This window comes from Eggerthella hominis (assembly GCF_014287365.1).
Lineage (GTDB): Bacteria > Actinomycetota > Coriobacteriia > Coriobacteriales > Eggerthellaceae > Eggerthella > Eggerthella guodeyinii.
Window position 1 is genome coordinate 350,809 of the sequence record NZ_JACOOA010000001.1, and the last position, 24,600, is coordinate 375,408.

Genomic DNA, 24,600 nt, shown 5'->3' on the forward strand with positions numbered 1-24,600 from the left:
GCGCCGTCCTCGCCGTCAAGTATCCCTCGGACGCGCCCGCCCCGTCCCAGAAGAAACGTCAACCGATTGCTTAAGTTTTCCTTAATCTTGCCTTGTCAGGGGCTCGGGCGCGCGCGGAGGCTTATACAATGGCACGAGACGGAGGGCGCAGGGCGCCCGGCGCGCCCGGCCGGGCGCGAAGACGAGCGAGGAGGAACGCGTGGAATCGAAGATGCGCATCGCCGTGTGCGACGACGAGCAGGCCATCGCCGACTTGGTGGGGCAGCTGCTCGTGGAGGCGGGGTTCTCCCCCTCGGTGTTCTACGCGGCGGCCGACCTGCTGGCCGAGCAGGCGGGCGAGCCCTTCGACCTCGTCATCCTCGACATCATGATGCCCGGCATGGACGGGTTCGCCTGCTGCCGCGAGCTCAGGCGCACGAGCTCGGCGCCCATCATCTTCCTCACGGCGAAGGACGAGGAGATCGACAAGGTGGTGGGTTTCGAGCTGGGGGCCGACGACTACGTGGTGAAGCCGTTCAAGCCCCGCGAGCTCGTCGCCCGCGTCCGCGCGCGCCTGCGCCGCAGCGCGGCGGCCGACGCGGGGAAGGCGGCCGACCAGGGCGTGCTCGAGTGCGGCGGCATCGCGCTCGACGAGAGCGCCTACGCGGCCACGCTGCACGGCGAGCCGCTCTGCCTCACGCCGAAGGAGTTCGCCATCCTCGCCTGCCTCATGCGCGACAGCGGCCATCCCGTGGCCTCGCGCGACCTGTTCGAGGCGGTGTGGGGCGAGGAGGCCAACGCCCAGAGCAACAACACGGTGATGGTGCACATCCGCCATCTGCGCAAGAAGCTGGCCGCCGTCGACTCGTCCCAGGAGTTCGTCGAAACGGTGTGGGGCGTCGGCTACAAGCTGGGCTAGGAGGAGGAAGCTATGGAGGCACCTGCGCGCTCCCAGGCGCGGATCGACCAGACGAAGCGGCTCTCGAACGCCATCCTGCGCCGGACGGTGGTGAACGTCATCCTGTTCATGGTCATATACCTCGTGCTGTACGGCGGCTTCATGACCGTGTTCGGCTCGACCGTGTCGAACGCCGTCTACGAGCTGCTCGACTACAACTACACGCTGCACACGATGCTCGCCAGCACGTTCATGATATGCTCGGCCATCGGCTTCGTGCTGGGCATCGTGCTCGTGGTGCGCTCGGGCATCAACCGGGGCCTGCGCTACTTCGACCTGCTGCTCGACTCGATGTCCGACATCCTGGCGAAGAGCGACGGCCCCGTCATGCTGCCGAGCGAGCTGGCGCCCACCGCCATGGCGCTCAACACCATCAAGGCCGCCTCCGAGCAGAACGAGCGCGCCGCGAAGGCGGCCGAGGAGCGCAAGAACGAGCTGGTGGTGTACCTGGCGCACGACATCAAGACGCCGCTCACCTCCATCATCGGCTACCTCACGCTGCTCGAGGAGTCGCCCGACCTGCCGCTCGACGTGCGCGCCCGCTACACGAACATCACGCTGGACAAGGCCTACCGGCTCGAGGAGCTGCTCGACGAGTTCTTCGAGATCACGCGCTACAACCTGCAGGCCATCCCCATCGAGCGCTCGCGCTTCGACGGCGCGCTGTTCGTGAACCAGGTGATGGACGAGTTCTTCCCGCTGGCCGAGGGGCGCCGCCTCGAGCTGGTCTACGAGGGGCCGGCCGAGCTGTCGGTGTTCGCCGACGCGGGTCGCGTGGCGCGCGTGCTCAACAACGTCATCAAGAACGCGGTGGCCTACGCCGACCCCGAGACGGACGTGAAGGTGCGCACGGGCCTCGTGACGGCGGCCGACGGCTTCGTGTGGTGGGAGCTCACGGTGAGCGACCAGGGCCGCGAGCTGTCGCCGCAGCACCTCGAGCGCGTGTTCGAGAAGTTCTACCGCGCCGACGAGTCGCGCGGGTCGCAGGCGGGCGGCGCGGGCCTCGGCCTCGCCATCTCCCGCGAGATCGCCCGCGCCCACGGCGGCGACATCTACGCTTCGAGCGACGCCGGCCTCACCTCGTTCACCATCTGGATCCCCCAAGGCCCCAGCGTGGCGCGCTCGTGACGCGGCCCCGCGCAACCCCGCACCGGTGCCGGAAAGAAGGAGCTGTACTATGATCGAGCTCGTCGCCTACGAGCCGCCGCTCAACGAGGCGCTGTTCGCCTTCCTCGGCCGCTGCCTGCCCGAGTCGGGGCGCTCGTTCGACCCGGAGGGGCGCCATGCGCACCTGATGCGCATCGAGGAGGCGTACGAGGCGCTCTGGTGCCTCGTCGAGGACGGCGGCGAGGTCGTGGGATGCGCGGGCGTGCGCGCGCTCGACGCGCGGACCTGCGAGCTGAAGACGCTGTTCGTGTTCGAGCGCCTGCAGGGCCGGGGCTGGGGCCGGCGCCTCGCCGAGCGCGCCGTCGCCTTCGCGCGCGAGCGGGGGTACGACGCCGTGCGCCTCGACACCGTCTCCACGAGCGCGAACGCCATCGCGCTCTACCGGCGCCTGGGCTTCCGCGACATCGACCGCTACGGCGGCAACCCGATGGCCGACGTGTTCATGGAGCTGCGTCTGTCCTGATGGCGGGGCGGCAACGGATCGTCGGCGCTTTGTGCGGAACCTGTGGGCGCCCCGTCGCCCGCTTGCCGCGCGCGCCGCTTGCCGCTACAATAGGCGGGCTGCGAAAACGCAGGCACGTTCCGCTTGGTCCGCATGTTCACCGCATGCCCACTCAGAGGGACGCGCATACGACGCACGCGGGCCCGGGCCGGGCAGGCGTGCAGGGAGCGGCGCCCCGAACGAGGCGCTGCGCACGAAAGGTGGAATAGCACATGGCCAGCAAACTCAGCATCAGCAAGGAGCGCACCGCCGAGCTCGTCAAGGAATTCGGCAAGGGCGAAGGCGATTCCGGCAGTCCCGAGGTTCAGGTGGCGATCCTCACCGAGCGCATCCGCAACCTCACCGAGCACCTCAAGGTGCACAAGAAGGACAACCACACCCGCCGAGGCCTCATGATGCTCCTCGGCAAGCGTCGCGGTCTTCTGAAGTACATCAAGAACCGCAACATCGAGGAGTACCGTACGCTCATCAAGCAGCTCGGCATTCGCGACACCATCTAGCGTATGAAAGCCCGCCTTGGCGGGCTTTTACATAGACGGCGGGCGGGACGCAAGGGCGCATCCGCTCGCGGCGGCGGGGGAACGGTAAGTACCCCGGCGCCGAAGAAGCTGAGCGGCACTAGGGCCGTTCAGGTGAAGAGAAAGAAAGCAACATATGGAAAAAATCGTCGAATCCTTCGAACTGTACGGAAAGCAGTACCGTTTGGAGACTGGCGAGCTCGCCAAGCAGGCGACCGGCGCGGTCGTCGTCACGCAGGGCGACACGACCGTGCTCGTCACGGCCGTCATCTCGAAGGAGGAGAAGGACTACGACTTCTTCCCCCTCACGGTCGACTTCATCGAGAAGATGTACGCGGTCGGCCGCATCCCGGGCGGCTACCTCAAGCGCGAGGCGCGTCCCTCCGACAAGGGCACGCTGACGGCCCGCATGGTGGACCGTCCCATCCGCCCCGGCTTCGCCGACGGCTTCAAGCGCGAGGTGCACGTCGTGTGCACGACGCTCGTCGTCGACAGCATCAACCCGCCCGACACCGTCTGCGTCATGGGCGCCAGCGCGGCCCTCATGCTGGGCGCGGCTCCCTTCGACGGTCCCGCCGCCTGCGTGCGCATCGGCCGCGACGTCGAGACGGGCGAGTTCATCGTGAACCCCACGTTCGAGGAGTCCGAGAACTCGGACCTCGAGCTGACCATCGCCGGCACGGCCGACTACATCTCCATGGTGGAGGCGGGCGCCGACGAGATATCCGAAGAGGACATGCTGGCCGCCATGACGTTCGGCCAGGAGGCCATCGCCGCGTTCTGCGAGGTCCAGCAGCGCTTCCTCGAGCGCGCGAACATCGAGCCCCGCGAGTGGCCCATCCACGTCGCCGACCCGGCCATCGCCGAGCGCGTCGCGCCGTTCATGGCCGAGATGTCCGCCGCGCTGCACGACGCCGACAAGCTGTCGCGCATGGGCAAGGTGGAGGAGCTCAAGGCCCGCATCAAGGAGGAGCAGTTCTCCGACGAGGAGCGCGCCGCCTGGAAGGGCGACATCGCCGCCGAGCTCAAGAAGCTCGAGAAGAAGGCCATGCGCGCCATGGTCATCGAGACGGGCGAGCGCGCCGACGGCCGCCGTCCGGAGGACATCCGCCCGCTGTACATCGTGCCGGGCTACCTGCCCCGCGTGCACGGCTCGGGCCTGTTCCAGCGCGGCCAGACGCAGGCGCTCTCCGTCTGCACGCTCGGCATGCTGAACGAATGGCAGCGCCTCGACACCATCGACCCCGCCGAGGGCAAGCGCTACATGCACCAGTACAACTTCCCGCCGTACTGCACGGGCGAGACCGGCCGCATGGGCGCCCCGAAGCGCCGCGAGATCGGCCACGGCGCCCTCGCCGAGCGCGCGCTGCTCCCGGTGCTGCCGAGCGAGGACGAGTTCCCCTACGCCATCCGCGTGGTGTCCGAGGTCCTCGAGTCGAACGGCTCGTCGTCCATGGCCTCCACCTGCGGCTCCACGCTGGCCCTCATGGACGCCGGCGTGCCCATCAAGGCGCCCGTGTCGGGCATCGCCATGGGCCTCATCAAGGAGGGCGACGACGTGGTCATCCTCTCCGACATCCAGGGCATCGAGGACTTCCTCGGCGACATGGACTTCAAGGTGTGCGGCACGGAGAAGGGCATCACCGCCCTGCAGATGGACAACAAGGCCCGCGGCCTGTCCGTCGAGATCCTCGCCCGCGCGCTCAAGCAGGCCAGCGAAGGCCGCGCCCACATCCTCGGCGCCATGCTGGAGACCATCTCCGCGCCGCGCGAGGAGCTCTCCGAGTTCGCGCCGCGCATCGAGACCATCCACATCCCGGTGGACAAGATCCGCGACGTCATCGGCTCGGGCGGCAAGGTCGTCCGCGGCATCCAGGAGGAGACGGGCGCCAGCATCAACATCGAGGAAGACGGCACCATCCACATCGCCGCCATCGAGGGCCCGGCCGGCGAGGCCGCGAAGGCCATGATCCTCGGCATCGTGAAGGAGCCCGAGGTGGGCGAGCAGTTCGATGGCGAGGTCGTGGGCATCAAGGACTTCGGCGCGTTCGTCAAGCTGACCCCCGGCAAGGACGGCCTGCTGCACATCTCCCGCGTGGCCAACGGCCGCGTCGGCAAGGTGGAGGACGTGCTGAACCTCGGCGACGTCATCAAGGTGGAAGTGCTCGAGGTGGACCCGAAGACGGGCAAGATCTCGCTCGACCGCCTCGACAAGCCCGACGCTCCCGAAGGCTCCGCCCCCAGCGGCGAGCGTCGCGAGCGCAGCGACCGCGGGGATCGCGGCGACCGCAACGGCGGCCGCGACAACCGTCCGGGCCGCAGCGGGCGCGAGGGCAACGGCGGCCGCACGCCGCGCCGTCGCCACGACGCGTAGCGATTCCGGCGCGCACGCGCTGCAAGGTTGATTGCGAAGGGGCCGCGCGCGGCCCCTTCGTCGTTGCGGGGGCGACGTTGCCCGGACAAATCGTGCCGACCGGGTAACGGGCGCGCAAACCCCGCCTTCGACGTGGTAGGATACGCACGGTAACGAAGCGAAAGGCAGGTAGCGATGATCAAGGTGGCAGTTGCGGGATGCGCGGGCCGCATGGGCAGGACCGTGTGCGACACGGTGCGCGCGGCGGACGACATGGAGCTCGCATGCGGCATCGACCCGCATAGGCCCGAGGTCGACTTCCCCGTGTACCCGACGGTGGCGGCGGCGCTCGAGTCGTGGGCGTTCGACGTGCTCGTGGACTTCACCCAGCCCTCCGTGGTCGCCGACAACCTGCGCGAGGCCCTTCCCGCCGGCATCGACTGCGTGGTGGGCACGACGGGCCTGTCGAACGAGACGCTCGAGGAGCTGGCCGCGCTCGCACCGGCGGGCACGTGCCTGTTCTACGCGCCGAACTTCACGACGGGCGCGGTGCTCATGATGGAGTTCGCGAAGGCGGCGGCGCCGTACTTCCCGGAGGCCGAGGTCATCGAGTTCCACCACTGCAACAAGAAGGACGCCCCCTCGGGCACCGCGGTGCGCACGGCGCAGATCATCGCCGAGGCGCGCGACGGCCGCGCGAGCGAGGCGCCGGGCAAGGAGACCGAGATCGAGGGCGCCGAGGGCGCGCGCGGCGCGCTCGTGGACGGCGTCCCCGTGCACTCGGTGCGCTCGATGGGCTACGTGGCCAGCCAGGAAGTGATCTTCGGCTCGCTGGGCCAGACGCTTTCCATCCGCCACGACTCGTGGGAGCGCACGTCGTACATGCCGGGCGTGCTGCTGGGCATCCGCAGCGTGGGCTCGTGCGAGGGACTCGTTGTAGGTTTGGAGAACTTCATGGCCTGACGGCCCGTCTCGTGTCATAATAGCCGTTCAGGCACTTGTTCGTGTACGATGGATGCGCGCTCGGCACTCGGCGGCGCGCGTGGAAGGTGAGGAGTCAGAGCATGTCGCAGCCCCGGTTCGGCCGAATGATCCCGGCCATGGTCACGCCCTTCGATGGGAATCGCGAGCTCGATCTCGACAAGGCTCAGGCGCTCGCCGCGCGCCTCGTCGACGGCGGCAGCGACTCCCTCATCATCAACGGCACGACGGGGGAGAGCCCGACCGTGTTCTACCCGCAGAAGATGGAGCTGTTCCGCGCCGTGGTGGAGGCCGTGGGCGACCGCGTGCCCGTCATCGCGAACGTCGGCGACAACTGCACGGCCGACACGGTGAACTTCGCCCGCGATGTGCAAGAGCTCGGCGTCGACGGCTTCATGTGCGTGGTGCCCTACTACAACAAGCCCCCGCAAGAGGGCATGTACCAGCACTTCCGCACCATCGCCGACGCGGTCGAGCTGCCCATCATCCTGTACAACATCCCGGGCCGCTGCGTGGTGAACATGGAAGCCGACACCACGCTGCGCCTCGCGCACGACTGCGCCAACGTCGTGGCCGTGAAGGAGGCGTCGGGCAAGATGGACCAGATCAAGGCCATCGTCGACGGCGCTCCCGAGGGCTTCGCCGTGTACTCCGGCGACGACGCCGCCACGTTCGACATCATGAAGCTCGGCGGCACCGGCGTCATCTCCACCATCGGCAACGTGTCTCCGGCGCGCATGAAGGAGATCGTGGATCTGTGCGCGGCCGGCGACTGGGAGGCCGCCGCGGCGGCCAACGAGCGCCTGATGCCGCTCATGACGGGGCTGTTCGAAACCTCGAACCCCATCCTCGTCAAGGAAGCGCTCAAGCTGCTGGGCTTCCCCGTGGGCGGCGTGCGCCTGCCGCTCGTGGACGCCACGCCCGAGCAGTCCGAGCGCCTGGCCGCCACCATGCGCGAAGTGGGCGTGCTCGACGCGTGAGCGCGACCGCCGAAACCGCTTGGACGCCGCGCGCGAGCGCTGCGCCCAAGCGGTTTCGCAAGCAAGGACCGAAGCATCGCGTGAAGCGGTGCATGACATAACCGCGATGTGCGGGCTTGCAGGTGCGAACGGATTTCCACCTGCGGCGAGACCAGCCGGGATACCCCGGCTCCTCGCATATGCGCCCCCCGTCGCCCGAGAAAAAGGAACGACATGGAAGAGAAGAACCCGCGCGCTCAGCGCGGAAGCGATCGCGCACGCACGGAGAACCGCACCGGCGGGACCCCGCGCAAGGGTGAGAAAGCGCCCCGCGCGAACGGTGGCGGCGAAAGCGGCCAGAACGCCGGCCAAAACGGCCAGAACAACAAGAAGACGCGCACGTACAAGCACGTGCAGCTCGAGCACAAGCGCCCGCAGCTGACGAAGGGCGAGCAGACCTCCCAGGGGGGCCAGCGCCCGGCGGACCGCAACGACCAGAGCGCGCGGCGCAGCTTCGCCTCGCCGAAGAAGGATCCGAACGCCACGCTCAAGATCATCCCGCTCGGAGGCCTCGACGCCATCGGCAAGAACATGACGGCCTTCGAGTGCAAGGGCGACATGATCCTCGACGACGCCGGCCTCATGTTCCCCGACGACAACCATCCGGGCGTCGACCTCATCCTGCCCGACTACACTTACGTGCTCGAGAACGCCGACAAGCTGCGCGGCATCATCATCACGCACGGCCACGAGGACCACACCGGCACGCTGCCGTACCTCATGAAGGACCTCGATCGCAACGTGCCCATCTACGGCACGAAGATGACGCTCGGCCTCATCGAGGGCAAGTTCGCCGAGCACAAGATCAAGAACGCCAAGCTCGTGGAGATCAAGCCCGGCGACCAGATCAAGCTGGGCTGCTTCACGGCCGAGTTCTTCGCCGTGAACCACTCCATCCCGGGCGCCGTGGGCGTGTTCTTCCAGAGCCCGGCCGGAAACGTCCTGCACACGGGCGACTTCAAGCTGGACCAGACGCCCATCGACGGCGTGAACACCGACTTCGGCGCGCTGTCGAAGTTCAGCGAGATCGGCGTCGACCTCATGATGAGCGACTCCACGAACGCGCAGAACCCCAACTTCACGCCGTCGGAGGCCGAGGTGGGCAAGGAGCTGGCGAAGATCATCGCGCAGGCGAAGGGGCGCGTCATCATCGCGTCGTTCGCCAGCCACATCCACCGCATGCAGCAGATCTGCGACGCGGCGGTGGCCAACGGCCGCAAGGTGGTGGTCACGGGCCGCTCGATGATCCAGAACACCGACATCGCGCGCCGCCTGGGCTACCTCAGCATCAGCGACACCGACCTCATCGACGCCTACGACCTCAAGGGCATCCCGCCCGAGCAGGTGGTCATCATGTGCACGGGCAGCCAGGGCGAGCCGCTCTCGGCGCTGGCCCGCATCGCCAACGGCGAGCACCGCACCATCACCATGGACGAGGGCGACACGGTCATCGTGTCGGCCACGCCGGTGCCGGGCAACGAGAAGGCGGTCACACGCGTCATCAACGGCCTGGCGAAGATCGGCGCGGACGTGTACGACAAGAACCGCGCCCGCGTGCACGTGTCGGGCCATGCCGGCGCCGAGGAGCTCAAGCTGGTGCTGAGCATCGTGAAGCCCAAGGCGTTCATGCCGGTGCACGGCGAGGCGACGCACTTGCGCGCCCACGCCCGCCTGGCCGAGGCCACGGGAGTGCCGGCCGACAACGTGTTCATCTGCGAGAACGGCGAGAGCCTCGAGCTGACGTCGAACGGCGTCGTCCGCGGCGAGACCGTGCAGAGCGGCATCGTGTTCGTGGACGGCCTGTCGGTGGGCGACACGTCGCAGGGCGTGCTGGACGAGCGCAACGCGCTGGGCTCGCAGGGCTTCGCGGCCATCGCCGCCGCGGTGTCGCCGAAGGGCAAGAACGTGGTGGGCAGCGTGCAGATCGAGATGCACGGCATCACGGGCGGCGACGACGACTTCCTCGTGCGCGACGCGCAGAACACCGTGAAGAGCGCCCTCGGGCGCGCCATGGGCAAGGGCGGCGGCCAGAAGGAGTGGAAGAAGGCCGGGCGCGACGCCCTGCTGTCGCTGCTGTGGGAGCGCACGAAAACCCGCCCCATGGTGATTGTGAACTTGCTCGAGGTTTAAGCTATAATGGCCGCATGCACCTTATGGGCGCATGCGGCCGTGCCATCGGCCGAAACGAACTCATGAAACGCAGATCAAACGCAGCATAAAGGAGTAGGGCGTGGCCCGACAGTCATCCAGCACCGCGAAGCCGAAACCGTCTTCCGCGGCGAAATCGAAGGGCAAGGCGGCCTCTCCCGCCGAAAAGCGGGCGAAGCAGGCCAAGGGCTCCCGCGCGCAGGCGGCGGAGGAGCCCCGCCTGTTCGACGAGCGCACGCGCCGCGACATCACGGGCGTGGCGTTCGCCGTGCTCGCCGTCGTGCTGTTCGTGGCGGCGGTGCTGCCCACGAACGCCGTGGTCACCTCGTTCGTCTCGTCGGCGCTCCACCTCACGCTGGGCCTGGGCGCCTATCTGCTGCCGTTCTTCCTGCTGGTCATCGGCGCCAGCTTCCTCGCGCGCTTCGACCGCGAGCGCGTGCCGCTGCGCGTGGCCGTGGGCCTCGTGATGATCTTCGTGGCCGTGCTCACCATGCTGGCCCTGTTCACGCCCGAGTCCGCGCCCGACGCCACCGACCGGCTGTTCCTGGCCGACGAGCTCGTCGCGCGCGGCGGCTACGTGGGCGCCGGCATCGCGTGGGTGGGCCTCAGCCTGTTCGGGCAGGTGGTGTCGTGCATCGTCATGGTCGGCGTCATCCTGGCCGGGCTCGTGATCATCGGGTTCTCGGTGTCGAAGCTCGTCGAGCGCGTGCAGGACGCGCGCCGGGCGCTCGTCGGCGAGGAGGGCGACGGCGGCGTGCTGGCCGCGCCGCCCTACGCCCGCGTGAGGCGCGAAGGAGGCGCGAAGGTGCCCGTGGTGCCCACGACCGGCGAGGTGGTGGAGGCGGGCGCGACGAACGTCCTGCCGCGCGCCAAGGACGCCGCGAAGGCCCGTCCGAGCAAGCCCCGCCGCGCGTCGCAGTCGCTGGCCACGCAGGTCATCGGCGGCCGCGCATCCGCCGCGGAGGAGGCGGTGGGCGAGGCCCCGCAGGCGCTCACGCGCAAGCTCGGCCGCAAGCACGACAAGGACGTCGGCCCTTCGTCGGCCCCCAAGTCGTCGGCCAGCTCCACGCCCCTGGCCGCGCCGAGCCCGGCGGACGGCTTCGTGCTGCCGCCCGCCGACCTGCTGGCCGTGTCGAAGAACTCCAAGAAGGACAAGGCCTCCGACGCCGAGCTGGCCGACACCGCCGCGTGCCTCCAGGAGACGCTCGAGAGCTTCGCCATCATGGCCGAGGTCGTGGGCTGGGTCGCGGGCCCCACCGTGACGCTGTTCAAGGTGGACCTGCCCGCCGGCGTGCGCGTGAGCCGCATCACGGCGCTCGAGCAGGACATCGCGCTCGCGCTGGCCGCGCCGGGCGTGCGCATCTTCGCGCCCATCCCCGGCACGAACTACGTCGGCATCGAAGTGCCGAACCGCTCGCGCCAAAGCGTGCTGCTCGGCGACGTCATCAAGGACGCCACCGAGGGCCCGCTGCAGATCGTCATCGGCAAGGACGTCGAGGGCCGCTCCATCATCTCCGACCTCGCGAAGATGCCCCACCTGCTCATCGGCGGCACCACGGGCTCGGGCAAGTCGGTGGCCATCAACGCCATGATCATGTCCATCCTCATGCGCGCCACGCCCTCCGAGGTGCGCTTCATCATGATCGACCCGAAGCGCGTGGAGTTCACGCCCTACAACGGCATCCCGCACCTGTACGTCCCCGTGGTCACCGAGCCGCGCGAGGCGGCCAGCGCGCTGTCGTGGGGCGTGGCCGAGATGGAGCGCCGCCTCAAGGTGTTCTCGAAGGTGGGCGCCCGCAACATCGGCCAGTACAACGCGAAGGTGCAGGCCGAGATCGCCGCCCAGCAGAGGGCTGTCGAGGCCGGCGAGGAGCCGCCCGCCGGCGAGATGGGCGCCGAGCTGCCCTATCTCGTCATCATCATCGACGAGCTGGCCGACCTCATGATGAACGTGGGCAAGGAAGTCGAGTTCTCCATCAGCCGCATCGCGCAGCTCGCGCGCGCGGCCGGCATCCACCTCATCGTGGCCACGCAGCGCCCGTCCACGAACGTCGTGACGGGCCTCATCAAGGCCAACATCACGAACCGCATCTCGTTCAACGTGGCCAGCGGCATCGACAGCCGCGTCATCCTCGACACGCCGGGCGCCGAGAACCTCATCGGCCTGGGCGACCTGCTGCTGTCGAAGCCCGAGTTCGCCCGGCCGCAGCGCATCCAGGGCTGCTACGTGTCGGAGGACGAGATCAACGCCGTGGTGGCCATGCTCAAGGACCAGGGCGAGCCCGAGTACCACTCCGAGATCCTGCAGACGAACCTCATCACGCTGGGCGCGTCGCAGCCCGACGGCTCGGGCGGCGGCGTCTCCGACGACGACCCGCTCATCTGGGAGGCGGCCGACATCGTGGTGTCGAGCGGCCTCGGATCAACCTCGAACATCCAGCGCCGCCTCAAGGTGGGCTATTCGCGCGCTGGGCGTATAATGGACATGCTGGAGGAAAAGGGCGTCGTGGGACCGCCGAACGGCAGCAAGCCCCGCGAAGTGCTCGTGGACGCCATGGAGCTCGAGACGTTGAAGGCCTTCGAGGCGCACGACGCGGCGAGCCCGGAGGAGTGACGAGGTGGCGCAGGTGACATTCGGAACCATTTTGAGAGAGGCCCGCGAGCGCAAGGGCTACGACCTCGCGACGGCCGCGCGGCGGCTCCGCATCCGGCCCGACATCCTCCGCGCCATCGAGGAGGACGACTTCTCGCGCATGCCCCCGCGCGGCTACGCGCGCAACATGGTGAACGCCTACGCGCGCCTCGTGGGCCTCAACCCCACCGAGATGACGCGCATGTACCTGGACGAGGCCTACGCCTACCAGGTGGGACGCGCCCGCAACGACGCGCAGCCCTCGGGCTTCGACATGGGCGGCACGTCGCGCACCGCGCGCTCGTCCGCGCGCCAGGGCGCCCGCCCCGCGCAGCAGGCCGACGAGCGCCCCCCGCGGCAGAACGCGCTCGGGCGCACCATGTACGACGATCGGCGCGACTACGGCCGCGACTACGGCACGCGCGGCGGCGGGGCAGGGCGCCTCTACTCCGAGGACCGCACGCACCCCAGCCGCCATGCGGCGCTGCCGAACGCCGAGTACACGAACTTCTACGCCGGGCCGAAGGCCTCGAGCGTCGTGCAGTCGAAGCTGCCGTTCATCATCGCCGGCGGCGTGATCCTCGTGCTGCTCATCGTGGTGCTCGTGCTGGTGTTCGGCAACGCCGGCGGCGCTTCGAACGACGATCTGACGAAGCTGCCGGTGACGGGCGTCACCGATCCGACGAAGGACGGCAGCGGCACGGACGGCGACGGCGAGAACTCCCAGCCGCAGGCCGCGCCCGCGGAAACCGCGCCGACGACCCTGAAGGTGACGTACTCGATCGCGAAGAACACCCCCGTGTACGCGGTCATCACGCAGGACGGCGTGGCGACGGAGAGCATGTTCTCGGGCGGCGAGGAGGAGACGGTCGAGCTCGCCGAGGGCGACGTGTGGACGTTCGCGGCCTGGGCGAGCGACGGCGTGACCATCACCGCGGACGGCGAGGCGGTCGCTTTCGACGGCTCCGACGCGAGCGGCATGCCGATGGCCACGGTGGACTTCGACGCCTACTTGGATCAGTGGTACGAAGACCATCCGGACGCGAAGAAGAAGGACGCGGGCAGCGCCGACGCGGGAGACGCGGATGCGGGCACGGGAACGGACGACGGCTCGACCGGGGCGTAGGAAACCCGCCGGTCGAGGGCGCCCGCTCGTCGTGGAGCGCCTCTGAAATTGCCGGTCTGAGCGCGAAAATGCGCTATGCTGTGAGCAAACGAAAATTCGGGCGGCCCGCAAGCGCGGGCCGCGTCGCACGGAAAGGAACGCTCATGGCCAAGGAATCCAGCTTCGACGTCGTGTCCACGGTCGACATGCAGGAAGTGGACAACGCCTTCCAGCAAGCGAAGAAGGAGCTCGCCCAACGCTACGACCTGAAGGACTCGGGCGCCGAGATCTCGCTCGACAAGGCGAACAAGACCATGACGGTGGCGGCCCCGGCCGACTTCGTGGCCAAGCAGGTCATCGACGTCATCGGCTCGAAGCTCATCCGCCGCGGCATCGACCTGGCCGCCGTGCAGTGGGCCGAGCCCGAGGCGGCCGCCGGCCAGAGCGTGCGCCAGAAGGCCACCATCGTCGAAGGCATCGAGAAGGACGTGGCCGGCAAGATCAACAAGGACATCAAGGCCGAGAAGTTCAAGGTGAAGGTGCAGATCGAAGGCGACAAGCTGCGCGTCAGCTCGCCGTCGCGCGATGCGCTGCAGGAGGTCATCGCGTTCCTCAAGGGCAACGATTACGGCCAGCCGCTCCAGTTCGTCAACTACCGCTAGGGCGGTCGCGCCATTATGACACGCTCATCTGACGCGGCGCCCGTCGCGTCCCGCGTCGCCTTCGTCACGCTGGGATGCGCGAAGAACGAAGCGGACACGGCGCACATGCGCGCGCGGCTCGTGCAGGCGGGATTCTCGATCGAGGACGATCCGGCCTGCGCCGACGCCGTGGTGGTCAACACCTGCTCGTTCATCCAGAGCGCCACGGAGGAGAGCCTCGAGGCCATCTTCGACGTGGCGGGGCTGCCCAACGTGGCAGCCGGCGCCGCGCTCATCGTGGCCGGGTGCATGCCCGCGCGCTACGGCGACGACCTGGCCGGCGAGCTGACCGAGGCGCGCGCGTTCGTGCCGTGCAGCCGCGAGGACGACATCGCCGCCGTCGTGGCCGACGCGCTGGGGCTCGACGGGCTTGCGGAGGGCGCCGAGGCGCCCGCAGCCCTGCCGGGCGCCGTGTCGGCCTACGTGAAGATCTCCGACGGGTGCGACCGGTTCTGCACGTACTGCACCATCCCGTACATCCGCGGCCGCTACCGCAGCTTCCCGCTCGACGACGTGCGCGCCGACGTTGCCGCCCAGGTGGCGGCCGGTGCGCGCGAGATCGTGCTCATCGCTCAGGACACGGGGCGCTGGGGCGCCGACTTCGAGGAGCCGTCGTCTTTGGCGGCGCTCGTGTCCGCGCTGGCCGAGGAGTTCCCGCAGACGTGGTTCCGCGTCATGTACATCCAGCCGGAGGGCCTCACCGACGAGCTGCTCGACGCCGTGGCCGGGCATGCGAACGTGTGCGACTACTTCGACATCCCGCTGCAGCACGTCGACGCGGGCATCCTGCGCGCCATGAACCGCACGGGCTCGCGCGAGGAGTTCCTGGCGCTCATCGAGCGCGTGCTCGCGCACGTGCCGGACGCCACGCTGCGCACGACGCTCATCGCGGGCTTCCCGGGCGAGACCGACGAGCAGTTCGAGGACCTGTGCTCCTTCGTCGAGGAGGGGCTGTTCGACTACGTGGGCGTGTTCCCGTACTCGCGCGAGGAGGGCACGCGCGCCTACGACCTGCCCGACCAGGTGGACGAGGACGAGAAGGCCGACCGCGCTCAGCGCCTGCGCGACCTGGCCGACGCCGTGTGCTGTCCGCGCATCGCCGCGCGCGTCGGGCGCGAGATGGACGTGCTCGTGGAGGGCTTCGAGGAGGACGGCCAGCTGTTCGGGCGCGCCATGTGCCAGGCGCCCGAGGTGGACGGCGTCACCTACCTCGCCGCGGGCGAGCCGGGCGAGGTGCGCCGCGTGCGCATCGCCGACACGCTGCTCTACGAGATGGAAGGGGAGTGAGCGCGATGACGCAAGGTCCCGTCCACGAGAAGCTGTGGACGCCGGCGAACGTGGTGACGCTGCTGCGCATCTGCCTCGTGCCGGTGTTCGTGGTGGCCATCATCAGCCCCTGGCCGGAGTACTTCCCGTTCTGGCCCGACGCCGAGGCGTCGAAGTCGTGGATCGCCGCCGGCATCTTCATCCTGCTGGCCGCCACCGACGGCCTCGACGGGTACCTGGCCCGCAGCCGCGGCGAGGTGACGAACTTCGGCAAGTTCATCGATCCTTTGGCCGACAAGATCCTCGTGGCGGCGGCGCTGCTCGCGCTCATCGAGCTGGGCGTGCTGCCCTCGTGGGTGGCGCTCGTCATCCTCACGCGCGAGTTCATCGTCTCGGGCATCCGCATGGTGGCGGCCAGCCAGGGCGTGGTCATCGCGGCCAGCTGGTACGGCAAGGCGAAGACGGTCACGCAGATCGTCGCCATCGTGCTGTTCATCATCAAGGACAGCGTGGTCATCGCCGACCCCGAGGGCGTGCTGCACAACCCGCTGTACCTCGTGTCGTGGCTGGCCATGCTCATCGCGGTGGCGCTCACCATCATCTCGATGCTCGACTACTTCGTGAAGGCGAAGGAGATCCTCGGGTTCACGCCGTCGGGCAAGCGCGCGAAGCGCGCGGCCGCGGCCGCCGGAGAGGCGGCACCGGAAGCGGATGCGGCCGACGGGGCGGGGGAGCGCGCGCTCGGCGCCGAGGAGGCCGCGGGCATCGCGCCCGAGGCGCTCGACGAGCTGGCCGGGCGCGTGCTGGAGGCGGCGCGCGCGGCGGGCAAGACCGTCGGCACGGCCGAGAGCCTCACGGGCGGCCTCATCGCCGCGACGCTCACCGACGTGCCGGGCAGCTCGGACGTCGTGCGCGGCGGCATCGTCAGCTACTCCTCCGACGTGAAGCGCGACGTGCTGGGCGTGGGCCGCGAGACGCTCGCCCTGTGCGGGGCGGTCAGCGAGGAGACGGCGTGCGCCATGGCCGAGGGCGCCCGGCGCGCACTCGCGTGCGACGTGGCGGTGTCGGTGACGGGCATCGCCGGGCCGGGCGGGGCCGAGCCGGGCAAGCCGGTGGGCACCGTGTGGATCGGCCGCGCCGACGCGGCCCTCACCTGCGCGCGCTGCTGCCATTTCCCCGGAACCCGCGACGAGGTGCGCCTGCTCACCGTGCGCGCGGCGCTCGAGTTCGCGCTCGAGGCGCTGGAAGCACGCTAGAACCGCGCGGGGACCGCGCGAGAGCCGCGTGGAAACCGCGTTGGATCGGCTGGCAGGAAACGTGGAAACCGCGTGCCTTCGGCATGGGAAACGCGCTGGATCGAAGGGTGCTGCGCGTCGGACGCGCGCCATCGGGACGTGATGCGGCGGCGTTATACTGGGGTTGCAAGCTTCTTTCGCGAAAATGCTTGACCGACAAACATATGTTCGTATAATGGTAAGCAGCAAACGCTCCGCGTCCTTGGCGCTCGCGGCAGGAAGAGAAGGAACCGCATGAACGAAGAAAAATCGAAGATGCTCAAGCTGACCACCGACCAGATCGAGACCAAGTTCGGCAAGGGCTCCATCATGAAGTTCGGCGAGGGCGGCCACGACCTCAACATCGGGGCGATTCCGACCGGTGCGCTGCCGCTCGACGCGGCGCTTGGCATCGGCGGCGTTCCGCGCGGCCGCGTCATCGAGGTGTACGGCCCCGAGTCGAGCGGCAAGACGACGCTCGCGCTCCAGATCATCGCCGAAGCCCAGGCCATGGGCGGCATCGTGGCCTTCATCGACGCCGAGCACGCGCTCGATCCCGTGTACGCCGCGCGCTTGGGCGTCGATATCGACGAGGTGCTCATCTCGCAGCCCGACACCGGCGAGCAGGCGCTCGAGATCTGCGACATGCTCGTGCGCTCTGGCGCCATCGACGCGGTCGTGGTCGACTCGGTGGCCGCGCTCGTGCCCCGCGCCGAGATCGAGGGCGAGATCGGCGACACCACGGTGGGCCTGCAGGCGCGCCTCATGTCGCAGGCGCTGCGCAAGCTGGCGGGGTCGCTTTCGAAGTCGAACACCACGTGCATCTTCATCAACCAGCTGCGCGAGAAGATCGGCGTGATGTTCGGCAACCCCGAGACCACGACGGGCGGCCGCGCCCTCAAGTTCTTCTCGAGCGTGCGCATCGACATCCGCCGCATCGACTCCATCAAGAAAGACGGCGAGATCGTGGGCAACCGCGTGCGCGCCAAGGTGGTCAAGAACAAGGTGGCCCCGCCGTTCCGCCAGGCCGAGTTCGACCTCATGTACGGCGAGGGCATCTCGCGCGAGGGCTGCATCGTCGACATGGCCGTGGAGGCCGGCGTCGCCAAGAAGAGCGGCGCGTGGTACACCTACGGCGAGGAGCGCCTGGGCCAGGGCCGCGAGGCGGCGAAGCAGACGCTCAAGGAGAACCCCGATTTGCGCGACGAGCTGGAGACGAAGGTGCGCGAGGCCTTCGACATCCCCATCATCACGCGCTCGACCGAGGAGGCCGACGCCCTCACCCCGGTCGCCAAGCCCACGAAGAAGAAGTAGCATGCCCGAGTCCCCGAGCGATCTCCGCGCCCGCCTGCGCGCGGAGATCGCCGCCATCGAGCAAGGCGCCGCGCCCGCTGCCGACGTCGCGGAGTCGTCCCGCCCCCATGAGGCACCCGCCCGCTTCCGCGAGACGCCCTCCCGTTCCCCTGAGGAATCCGCCCGTTTCCCTGAGGCGCCCGACGACCCGCGGGTTCACGCTGCTTTTCGCGCCGCATCAGGCAACCTCTCTGGTGCCTCCGGTGCTCGCAAAAAGACCCCTCGCTCCGATGCCGCCGAGGACGCCCGCCTCGCCGACCCTGAGGCCGCCTTCCGCAAGATCGAGCGCCTCTGCCTCGTGCGCGAGCAGGCCTGCGAGCAGCTGCGCCAGCGTCTCGCGCGCGACGGTTTCGAGCCCGAGGCCGTCGAGGCGGCGCTGTCGCGCGCGCTGGCCTGCGGCCTCGTCGACGACGCCCGGTTCGCCGACGTGCTCGTGCGCAGCCGCCTCGCCCAGGGGCGCGGTCGGCGCGGCATCGCGGCGGAGCTCGAGGGGCTCGGCATCGACGCCGACAGCGTCGACGCGCTCGCCGCGGGCGACGGCGACGACGCGGGCGAGGTCGAGCGCGCCCTCGCGCTGCTCGAGCGCAAGCCGCCGCGTGCGAAGAACCGGCGCGACGCCGCCTATCGCCGCCTCGCCCAGAAGGGCTTCAGCGCCTCGGTGTCGTCCACGGCGGCTCGGCTGTGGTGCGAAGCGAACCCCGCCGAGGGGTAGAGGCCCTCGTTTCCCCGGTATTCTGCGCCCGCTTTTCAGATTATTTCCTCTCAGGGCTTTTACAATTCGGGCACAACCTTTATCATATGGTATAGCTTGAATGATCGTACCTGATGAGGGTACTTCTTATAGACAAATTCATACGATGCCACCCGTATCGCGTGCGTTCGTTCATGCCCGGTTTTCCGGGATTTTTTATGCCTATGTCCCTTGAATGTAACGCTCTATCGGAAACTGAAACGAAAGGGGGAGCGTATGCCCGAATTCATCTGGCTGATCATCGGAGCCGTCATCGGCATCGCCCTCGGCTTCGTCGTCACCCGCTACCTGGTCAACGCGTCCACGAAGCGTGCGGCGCAGGAGGCCGAGTCCGTGGTGAACGATGCGAAACGACAAGCCGAAACGCTGCGCCGAGAGGCCATCATCGAAGCGAAGGACGAAGCGCTCAAACTGAAGCAGGATGCGCAAGCCGAGAGCAAGGAGCGCCTGCGCGAAGTGCGTTCCGCCGAGAACCGCATCTCGCAGCGCGAGGAATCGCTCGACCGCCGCGTGGAGTCGCTCGACGCGCGCGAGCACCAGATCTCGTCCATGCAGGGCCAGCTCGAGCGTCGCGAGCGCGACCTCGAGGAAGCCACGCGCGAAGTGAACTACCGCCTCGAGCGCGCCGCCGGCATGACGCCGGACGAGGCGAAGGCGGAGCTGCTCGACACGCTCAAGGACGAGGTGACGCACGAGTCCGCGGCCATCATCCGCGACGCCGAAGCCCGCGCGAAGGCCGAAGCCGACAAGAAGGCCCGCTCGATCCTCAGCCTGGCCATCCAGCGCGTGGCGGCGGACCACTCGGCCGAGACCACCGTGTCCACCATCCACATCCCCTCCGACGACCTCAAGGGCCGCATCATCGGCCGCGAGGGCCGCAACATCCGCTCGTTCGAGCAGCTGACCGGCACGAACCTCATCATCGACGACACCCCGGAGTGCGTGACCATCTCGTGCTTCGACCCGGTTCGCCGCGAGATCGGCCGCGTGACGATGGAGAACCTCGTGGCCGACGGCCGCATCCATCCGGCGCGCATCGAGGAGATGTTCGGCAAGGCCGAGGCGTTCGTGAACCAGCGCGTCCAGGAAGCGGGCGAGCAGGCCACGTTCGACACCGGCATCCACGACCTGCACCCCGAGCTCGTGCGCACGCTCGGACGCCTGCGCTACCGCACCTCGTACGGCCAGAACGTGCTGAACCACTCGCTCGAGGTGGCCTACCTCTCCGGCGTCATGGCCTCCGAGCTGGGGCTCGACCCCATCCCGGCCAAGCGCGCCGGCCTGCTGCACGACCTCGGCAAGGCGGTCGACCACGAGGTGGAGGGTAGCCACGCCGTCATCGGCGCCGATCTGGCCCGCCGTTTCGGCGAGCGCGCCGAGATCGTCCACGCCATCGAGGCGCACCACAACGACGTGGAGCCGTCCAGCGTGCTGGCCGTGCTCGTCCAGGCGGCCGACGCCGTGTCCGCGGCGCGCCCCGGCGCCCGCAAGGAGACGCTCGACGCCTACGTGAAGCGCCTCGAGAAGTTGGAGGAGATCGCCAGCTCGTACAAGGGCGTGGAGCGCACGTACGCCATCCAGGCGGGCCGCGAGGTGCGCGTGATGGTGGAGCCCGACACGGTGGACGAGGCCGCCACCACGGTGCTCGCGCACGACATCGCGCAGCGCATCGAGAACGAGATGCAGTACCCCGGCCAGGTGAAGGTCGTGGTCATCCGCGAGAGCCGCGCGGTCGGCGTCGCGAAGTAGGACGCGCGCGGCATGGCCGACGAAGCGCTCGAAGCCTTCATAGAGAACGTATGCGGCGATAGCCATCTCCGGGTCGAGGCCGACCTCGGGGATGGCTTCGTCCGTTTGAGGAGCGCCGAGGCCGAGCGCCGGCAGGCGGCGCACGACATCCGCTCCACCGAGGACATCGTCATCGAGATGCTGCGCAACGCGCGCGACGCGCACGCGAAGAGCATCTTCCTCGCCGTGTCCCGCGAGGGCCAGCGCCGCCGGCTCGTCATGATCGACGACGGCGACGGCGTGCCCGCGCCCATGCACGAGCGCATCTTCGAGCCGCGCGTCACCTCGAAGCTCGACAGCATGCACATGGACAAGTGGGGCGTCCACGGTCGCGGCATGGCGCTGTACTCCATCGCGGTCAACGCCGAGACGGCGTGCGTCGCGGCCTCGGATGCGGGCAAGGGCGCCGCGCTCGTCGTGGAGACCGACCTCGACCGCCTCGGCGAGAAGACCGACCAGTCGAGCTTCCCCGTGTTCGAGCGCACCGAATCGGGCAGCATCGCCGTGCGCGGCCCGAAGAACATCCTGCGCACCGCCTGCGAGTTCGCCATCGAATGCCGCCACGACTGCACCGTGTACCTCGGCTCGCTCACCGACATCGCGGCGACGCTCTACGCCTTCGGGCTGTCCTCGCTCACCTCCGCCATGCGCGCGTTCTGCACCGACGCCTCCGAGCTGCCGGTGGCCAAGCGCCTGTCCGTGGCCGTCGACCCCGCCGGCTTCGCCGACGAGGCCGAAGCGCTCGGGCTGCTCATTTCCGAGCGCTCGGCGCGCCGCATCCTGGACGGGGAGATCGCGCCGGTGGATGCGCTGGTCAACCGCGTGCGCATCGAGGGGGACGCCGAGCCGCGCCCGGTCGCGCGTCCGGCGAAGGCGCCGGCGGGGGATGCCCGCGGCCTCAAGATCGCGCCCGACGACCTGGACGCTTTCTCGCAGCGCATCGCGCGCGCCTTCTCCGACCTCGCGCGCGACTACTATCTGGAACCCGCGGTGAAGCCGGATGTGCGCGTGGGCAAGGACGGCGTGCGCATCCACATCCCCATCGAGAAGCTACGATGACGAACCCGCTTGACAACAGCATAGCCGCAGGTTGCGTGCCATAGCGTTAATGAGTAGAATAGCAAGAGCATAAGAATAACCTATCTATCGCACAACGGAATCCTATCGCAGCATACAAGCCATACCATACGGACTACCCAACGACAAAGGATAGGCATGTCCACTTCCGAACACAAGCCAGACGTTGGCTGCTTAAAGGTATCATCGAAGTCGTCGCCCGCCTCCGTGGCCGGCGCGATCGCCGGCATGGTGAAGGACGGCGTGAGCGTCGAGATCCAGGCGGTCGGCGCCGGCGCGGTCAACCAGGCGGTGAAGGCCATCGCCATCTCCCGCGGCTTCCTGTCGCCCATCGGCATCGAGATCGCCTGCGTGCCGTCGTTCGCCGACATCGTCATCGACGGCGAGTACCGCACCGCCATCCGCTTCACGGTGGACCCGCGCTACACGCGCGGCGTCGCGCAGCCCCTGGGCGACGATCCCCATCGTTCCGCCCCCGAGACCCGCTGAAACGAATCGCATGCATACTCCATTCACGAACTTGACGTTCTGCATCCGCACGTTCGGATGCCAGATGAACAAGCACGACTCCGAGCGCATCGCCGGCATGCTCGAGGGCCTGGGCGCGCTGCCGGTCGAGACCATCGAGGACGCCGACATCGTGGCGTTCATGACCTGCTGCGTGCGCGAAGCCGCCGACACGCGGCTGTACGGCCAGGTGGCCTCGCTCAAGAACATCCCGCTGCGCGCGGGCACGCCGCTGTCGAAGCGCGTCGTCGCCGTGGGCGGCTGCATCGGCCAGCGCGACGGCGAGAAGCTCGTCGACGAGCTGAAGCACCTCGACGTGGTGTTCGGCACCCACAACCTCGGGTCGCTGCCGCGCCTCTTGGAGGCGGCGCTCGCCGAAGGCGGCCACCAGGTGGAGGTGCTCGACGCCGCGTCGTCGTTCCCCACGGAGCTGCCCACGGCCCGCGAGCACGAATGGGCGGCGTGGCTGCCCATCACCATCGGCTGCAACAACTTCTGCTCGTATTGCATCGTGCCGTACGTGCGCGGGCGCGAGAAGTCGCGGCCCCTCGAGGACATCGTGGCCGAGGCCGAGCGCTACGTGGCCGCCGGGGTGAAGGAGATCACCCTGCTCGGCCAGAACGTGAACTCCTACGGGCGCGACCTGTACGGCTCGCCCCGCTTCGCCGCGGTGCTCGACGCGCTCGACCAGACGGGCATCGAGCGGCTGCGGTTCGCCACGAGCCACCCGAAGGACCTCAACGACGAGGTCATCGGCAAGTTCGCCACCCTGCGCTCGCTCATGCCGGCGCTGCACCTGCCGGTGCAGTCGGGCTCGGACGCCGTGCTCGCCGCGATGAACCGCCGCTACACGCGCGACCACTACCGCGGCCTCATCGCGAAGCTGCGCGACGCGGTGGGCGACATCGCGCTGTCCACCGACATCATCGTCGGGTTCCCCGGCGAGACGGCCAAGGACTTCGAGGACACGTACCGCCTCGTGGACGAGGTGGGCTACCATCAGGTGTTCACGTTCATCTACTCGAAGCGCGAGGGCACGCCGGCCGCGTCCATGGACGACGACACGCCGCGCGAGGTGATCCAGCAGCGCTTCGACCGCCTCGTGGACCTCGTGCAGGAGCGCGCGTTCGAGGCGAACCAGCGCGACCTGGGAAGCACGATCGACGTGCTGGTGGAGGGCGCTTCGAAGCGCGACGGGGGCCTGCTGGCGGGCAAGAGCCCGAAGAACCAGACCGTGCACGCCCCGGCGCCCGCGGACGTGCGTGCGGAGGATCTCGCGGGCAGCATCGTGCGCGTGCGGGTGGACGAGGCGAAGACGTGGTACCTCGCGGGCGAGGTCGTGGACGGGCGCGATGCGGCCCCGGAACGCTGATCCGGCCGCAGCGGGTGCGCCGTTCCCGTTGAGCGCCCCGGCGGCCTGCGTCGTCGGGCCCACCGCGTCCGGCAAGACCGATCTCGCGCAGGCGCTCGCCTTCGAGCTGGGCGGGGAAGTGGTCAGCGCCGACTCCATGCAGATCTACCGCGGCATGGACATCGGCACGGGCAAGCTGCCCGCGTCCGAGCGCCTCGTCCCGCATCACGGGTTCGACCTCGTCGACCCCGGCGAGCCCTTCTCCGCGGCGCTGTACCAGGAGTACGCGCGCGGCTGCTTCCGCGCCCTCGACGCCCGCGGCAAGCGCATCGTGCTGGCGGGCGGCACGGGCTTCTACGTGCGCGCGGCCGTCGACGCGTACGACTTCCCCGCAGGCGAGCAGGTGGGCAACCCCGTGCGCGACCGCTACCAGGCCGTGGCGCGCGAGCAGGGCGCCGAGGCGCTGTGGAAGCTGCTGGCCGCGCGCGATGCGGCGAGCGCGGATCTTATCCCGGCAGCCGACGTCAAGCGCGTCGTGCGCGCCTTCGAGCTGCTCGAGGAGGGCACGACCTACGCCGAGCAGCGCGCCCGGCTCGCGCAGCTCCCGCAGCTCGTGCCGGCCGTCTTCCTCGGCCTTGCCGTGGATCCCGACGCGCTGCGCGCGCGCATCGACGCGCGGGTGGACGCCATGGTGGAGGCGGGCCTCGTGGCCGAGGTGGAGGGGCTGCTGAGAAGCGGGTTCCGCGAAGGGGTCACAGCGCCCCAGGCCATCGGGTACAAGGAGATCGTCGACGCGCTCGACGGGCTCGTCTCCCTCGACGAGGCCGTCGAGCGGATCAAGCTGGCCACGCGGCGCTACGCGAAGCGCCAGCGCACGTGGTTTCGCAAGGACGCGCGCATCCGATGGCTCGACGCGACCGGGCGCGAGCTGCCGTCGCTCGTCGACGAGGCGCTCGGGCTGCTGGACGGCGGCGTTGCCTGACGGTTTCTCCAGACGGAAGGGCGCATGTGGTATGATACGGAGCCACAGGCAGGGTTCTGCCGTCGAACCGTTCAAGATCGGAGCACCTATCATGCAGACAGCACACGCGTTCCTCTAGCGGCCGCCGCCGCTTCCGACTGTCTCCGCGCGCCGACGCCGATGCCGGCGTGCTCGTCTTCGCATCGAAA

The 24,600-nt window shown here is 69.0% G+C and carries 20 protein-coding genes; all 20 read left to right on the forward strand.

The features are described 5' to 3' along the window. The first annotated feature begins 199 nt into the window (after positions 1–199). The 20 genes from H8S61_RS01550 (at position 200) to miaA (ending at position 24,412) form a co-directional block, all read left to right on the forward strand. Positions 200–898, forward strand: a complete 699-nt coding sequence (locus H8S61_RS01550) for a response regulator transcription factor (RefSeq protein WP_160941579.1) — start codon at positions 200–202, stop codon at positions 896–898. A 12-nt stretch (positions 899–910) separates the two neighbouring features. Further along, entirely contained in the window at positions 911–2,065 is a 1,155-nt protein-coding gene (locus H8S61_RS01555) for a sensor histidine kinase (protein ID WP_160941578.1), read from the forward strand. Positions 2,066–2,114: 49 nt separating this feature from the next. Then, the gene (locus tag H8S61_RS01560) at positions 2,115–2,567 is read left to right on the forward strand and encodes a GNAT family N-acetyltransferase (protein WP_160941577.1); all 453 of its coding nucleotides are present in this window, start codon (positions 2,115–2,117) and stop codon (positions 2,565–2,567) included. Between the two features lie 251 nt (positions 2,568–2,818). Beyond that, complete coding sequence (gene rpsO, locus H8S61_RS01565) at positions 2,819–3,106, forward strand: 30S ribosomal protein S15 (RefSeq protein WP_009307039.1); 288 nt, start codon at positions 2,819–2,821, stop codon at positions 3,104–3,106. A gap of 154 nt (positions 3,107–3,260) precedes the next feature. After that, the gene (gene pnp, locus H8S61_RS01570; protein WP_114532759.1) at positions 3,261–5,498 is read left to right on the forward strand and encodes a polyribonucleotide nucleotidyltransferase; all 2,238 of its coding nucleotides are present in this window, start codon (positions 3,261–3,263) and stop codon (positions 5,496–5,498) included. Positions 5,499–5,672: 174 nt separating this feature from the next. Continuing rightward, positions 5,673–6,440, forward strand: coding sequence for a 4-hydroxy-tetrahydrodipicolinate reductase (gene dapB / locus H8S61_RS01575; protein WP_186937715.1), 768 nt, complete (start codon positions 5,673–5,675; stop codon positions 6,438–6,440). 101 nt (positions 6,441–6,541) lie between these two features. Next, a complete protein-coding gene (gene dapA / locus H8S61_RS01580; RefSeq protein WP_154331902.1) occupies positions 6,542–7,438 on the forward strand; it encodes a 4-hydroxy-tetrahydrodipicolinate synthase in 897 nt (298 codons plus the stop codon). Positions 7,439–7,651: 213 nt separating this feature from the next. Next, complete coding sequence (locus H8S61_RS01585) at positions 7,652–9,607, forward strand: ribonuclease J (protein WP_186937716.1); 1,956 nt, start codon at positions 7,652–7,654, stop codon at positions 9,605–9,607. A gap of 100 nt (positions 9,608–9,707) precedes the next feature. Continuing rightward, positions 9,708–12,239: an FtsK/SpoIIIE family DNA translocase gene (locus H8S61_RS01590; protein WP_186937717.1), complete on the forward strand. Its 2,532-nt coding sequence runs from the start codon at positions 9,708–9,710 to the stop codon at positions 12,237–12,239. A 4-nt stretch (positions 12,240–12,243) separates the two neighbouring features. Continuing rightward, positions 12,244–13,383 carry a helix-turn-helix domain-containing protein gene (locus H8S61_RS01595; protein ID WP_366457640.1) on the forward strand — a complete coding sequence of 380 codons (1,140 nt, stop codon included), beginning with the start codon at positions 12,244–12,246 and terminating at the stop codon, positions 13,381–13,383. Between the two features lie 143 nt (positions 13,384–13,526). Beyond that, positions 13,527–14,024, forward strand: coding sequence for a YajQ family cyclic di-GMP-binding protein (locus tag H8S61_RS01600; RefSeq protein WP_154331904.1), 498 nt, complete (start codon positions 13,527–13,529; stop codon positions 14,022–14,024). 15 nt (positions 14,025–14,039) lie between these two features. Then, positions 14,040–15,350, forward strand: a complete 1,311-nt coding sequence (rimO, locus tag H8S61_RS01605; RefSeq protein ID WP_186937718.1) for a 30S ribosomal protein S12 methylthiotransferase RimO — start codon at positions 14,040–14,042, stop codon at positions 15,348–15,350. Positions 15,351–15,355: 5 nt separating this feature from the next. Next, positions 15,356–16,585, forward strand: a complete 1,230-nt coding sequence (gene pgsA / locus H8S61_RS01610; RefSeq protein ID WP_186937719.1) for a CDP-diacylglycerol--glycerol-3-phosphate 3-phosphatidyltransferase — start codon at positions 15,356–15,358, stop codon at positions 16,583–16,585. Between the two features lie 273 nt (positions 16,586–16,858). After that, positions 16,859–17,917 carry a recombinase RecA gene (gene recA / locus H8S61_RS01615; RefSeq protein WP_160941572.1) on the forward strand — a complete coding sequence of 353 codons (1,059 nt, stop codon included), beginning with the start codon at positions 16,859–16,861 and terminating at the stop codon, positions 17,915–17,917. A gap of 1 nt (position 17,918) precedes the next feature. Next, positions 17,919–18,668, forward strand: a complete 750-nt coding sequence (locus tag H8S61_RS01620; RefSeq protein ID WP_186937720.1) for a regulatory protein RecX — start codon at positions 17,919–17,921, stop codon at positions 18,666–18,668. A 255-nt stretch (positions 18,669–18,923) separates the two neighbouring features. Then, positions 18,924–20,456: a ribonuclease Y gene (gene rny / locus H8S61_RS01625; RefSeq protein ID WP_160941570.1), complete on the forward strand. Its 1,533-nt coding sequence runs from the start codon at positions 18,924–18,926 to the stop codon at positions 20,454–20,456. A 12-nt stretch (positions 20,457–20,468) separates the two neighbouring features. Further along, positions 20,469–21,554 carry an ATP-binding protein gene (locus H8S61_RS01630; protein WP_154331910.1) on the forward strand — a complete coding sequence of 362 codons (1,086 nt, stop codon included), beginning with the start codon at positions 20,469–20,471 and terminating at the stop codon, positions 21,552–21,554. 156 nt (positions 21,555–21,710) lie between these two features. Beyond that, positions 21,711–22,061 (forward strand): stage V sporulation protein S, encoded by a 351-nt coding sequence (locus tag H8S61_RS01635; protein WP_160941569.1) that lies wholly within the window; start codon positions 21,711–21,713, stop codon positions 22,059–22,061. Between the two features lie 10 nt (positions 22,062–22,071). After that, entirely contained in the window at positions 22,072–23,451 is a 1,380-nt protein-coding gene (gene miaB / locus H8S61_RS01640; protein WP_186937721.1) for a tRNA (N6-isopentenyl adenosine(37)-C2)-methylthiotransferase MiaB, read from the forward strand. After that, complete coding sequence (gene miaA, locus H8S61_RS01645) at positions 23,432–24,412, forward strand: tRNA (adenosine(37)-N6)-dimethylallyltransferase MiaA (RefSeq protein WP_186937722.1); 981 nt, start codon at positions 23,432–23,434, stop codon at positions 24,410–24,412. The genes miaB and miaA overlap by 20 nt, the downstream gene beginning before the upstream one ends. Positions 24,413–24,600: the final 188 nt, after the last annotated feature.

Excerpts from the sequence above, each read along its gene's own strand:
- H8S61_RS01585 (WP_186937716.1), top strand. The coding sequence starts at position 7,652 with ATGGAAGAGAAGAACCCGCGCGCTCAGCGCGGAAGCGATCGCGCACGC.
- dapB (WP_186937715.1), top strand. The coding sequence starts at position 5,673 with ATGATCAAGGTGGCAGTTGCGGGATGCGCGGGCCGCATGGGCAGGACC.
- rny (WP_160941570.1), top strand. The coding sequence starts at position 18,924 with ATGCCCGAATTCATCTGGCTGATCATCGGAGCCGTCATCGGCATCGCC.
- rimO (WP_186937718.1), top strand. The coding sequence starts at position 14,040 with ATGACACGCTCATCTGACGCGGCGCCCGTCGCGTCCCGCGTCGCCTTC.
- H8S61_RS01630 (WP_154331910.1), top strand. The coding sequence starts at position 20,469 with ATGGCCGACGAAGCGCTCGAAGCCTTCATAGAGAACGTATGCGGCGAT.
- miaB (WP_186937721.1), top strand. The coding sequence starts at position 22,072 with ATGCATACTCCATTCACGAACTTGACGTTCTGCATCCGCACGTTCGGA.
- H8S61_RS01635 (WP_160941569.1), top strand. The coding sequence starts at position 21,711 with ATGTCCACTTCCGAACACAAGCCAGACGTTGGCTGCTTAAAGGTATCA.
- pgsA (WP_186937719.1), top strand. The coding sequence starts at position 15,356 with ATGACGCAAGGTCCCGTCCACGAGAAGCTGTGGACGCCGGCGAACGTG.
- miaA (WP_186937722.1), top strand. The coding sequence starts at position 23,432 with ATGCGGCCCCGGAACGCTGATCCGGCCGCAGCGGGTGCGCCGTTCCCG.
- H8S61_RS01620 (WP_186937720.1), top strand. The coding sequence starts at position 17,919 with ATGCCCGAGTCCCCGAGCGATCTCCGCGCCCGCCTGCGCGCGGAGATC.
- H8S61_RS01560 (WP_160941577.1), top strand. The coding sequence starts at position 2,115 with ATGATCGAGCTCGTCGCCTACGAGCCGCCGCTCAACGAGGCGCTGTTC.
- dapA (WP_154331902.1), top strand. The coding sequence starts at position 6,542 with ATGTCGCAGCCCCGGTTCGGCCGAATGATCCCGGCCATGGTCACGCCC.
- H8S61_RS01600 (WP_154331904.1), top strand. The coding sequence starts at position 13,527 with ATGGCCAAGGAATCCAGCTTCGACGTCGTGTCCACGGTCGACATGCAG.
- recA (WP_160941572.1), top strand. The coding sequence starts at position 16,859 with ATGAACGAAGAAAAATCGAAGATGCTCAAGCTGACCACCGACCAGATC.
- pnp (WP_114532759.1), top strand. The coding sequence starts at position 3,261 with ATGGAAAAAATCGTCGAATCCTTCGAACTGTACGGAAAGCAGTACCGT.
- H8S61_RS01555 (WP_160941578.1), top strand. The coding sequence starts at position 911 with ATGGAGGCACCTGCGCGCTCCCAGGCGCGGATCGACCAGACGAAGCGG.
- rpsO (WP_009307039.1), top strand. The coding sequence starts at position 2,819 with ATGGCCAGCAAACTCAGCATCAGCAAGGAGCGCACCGCCGAGCTCGTC.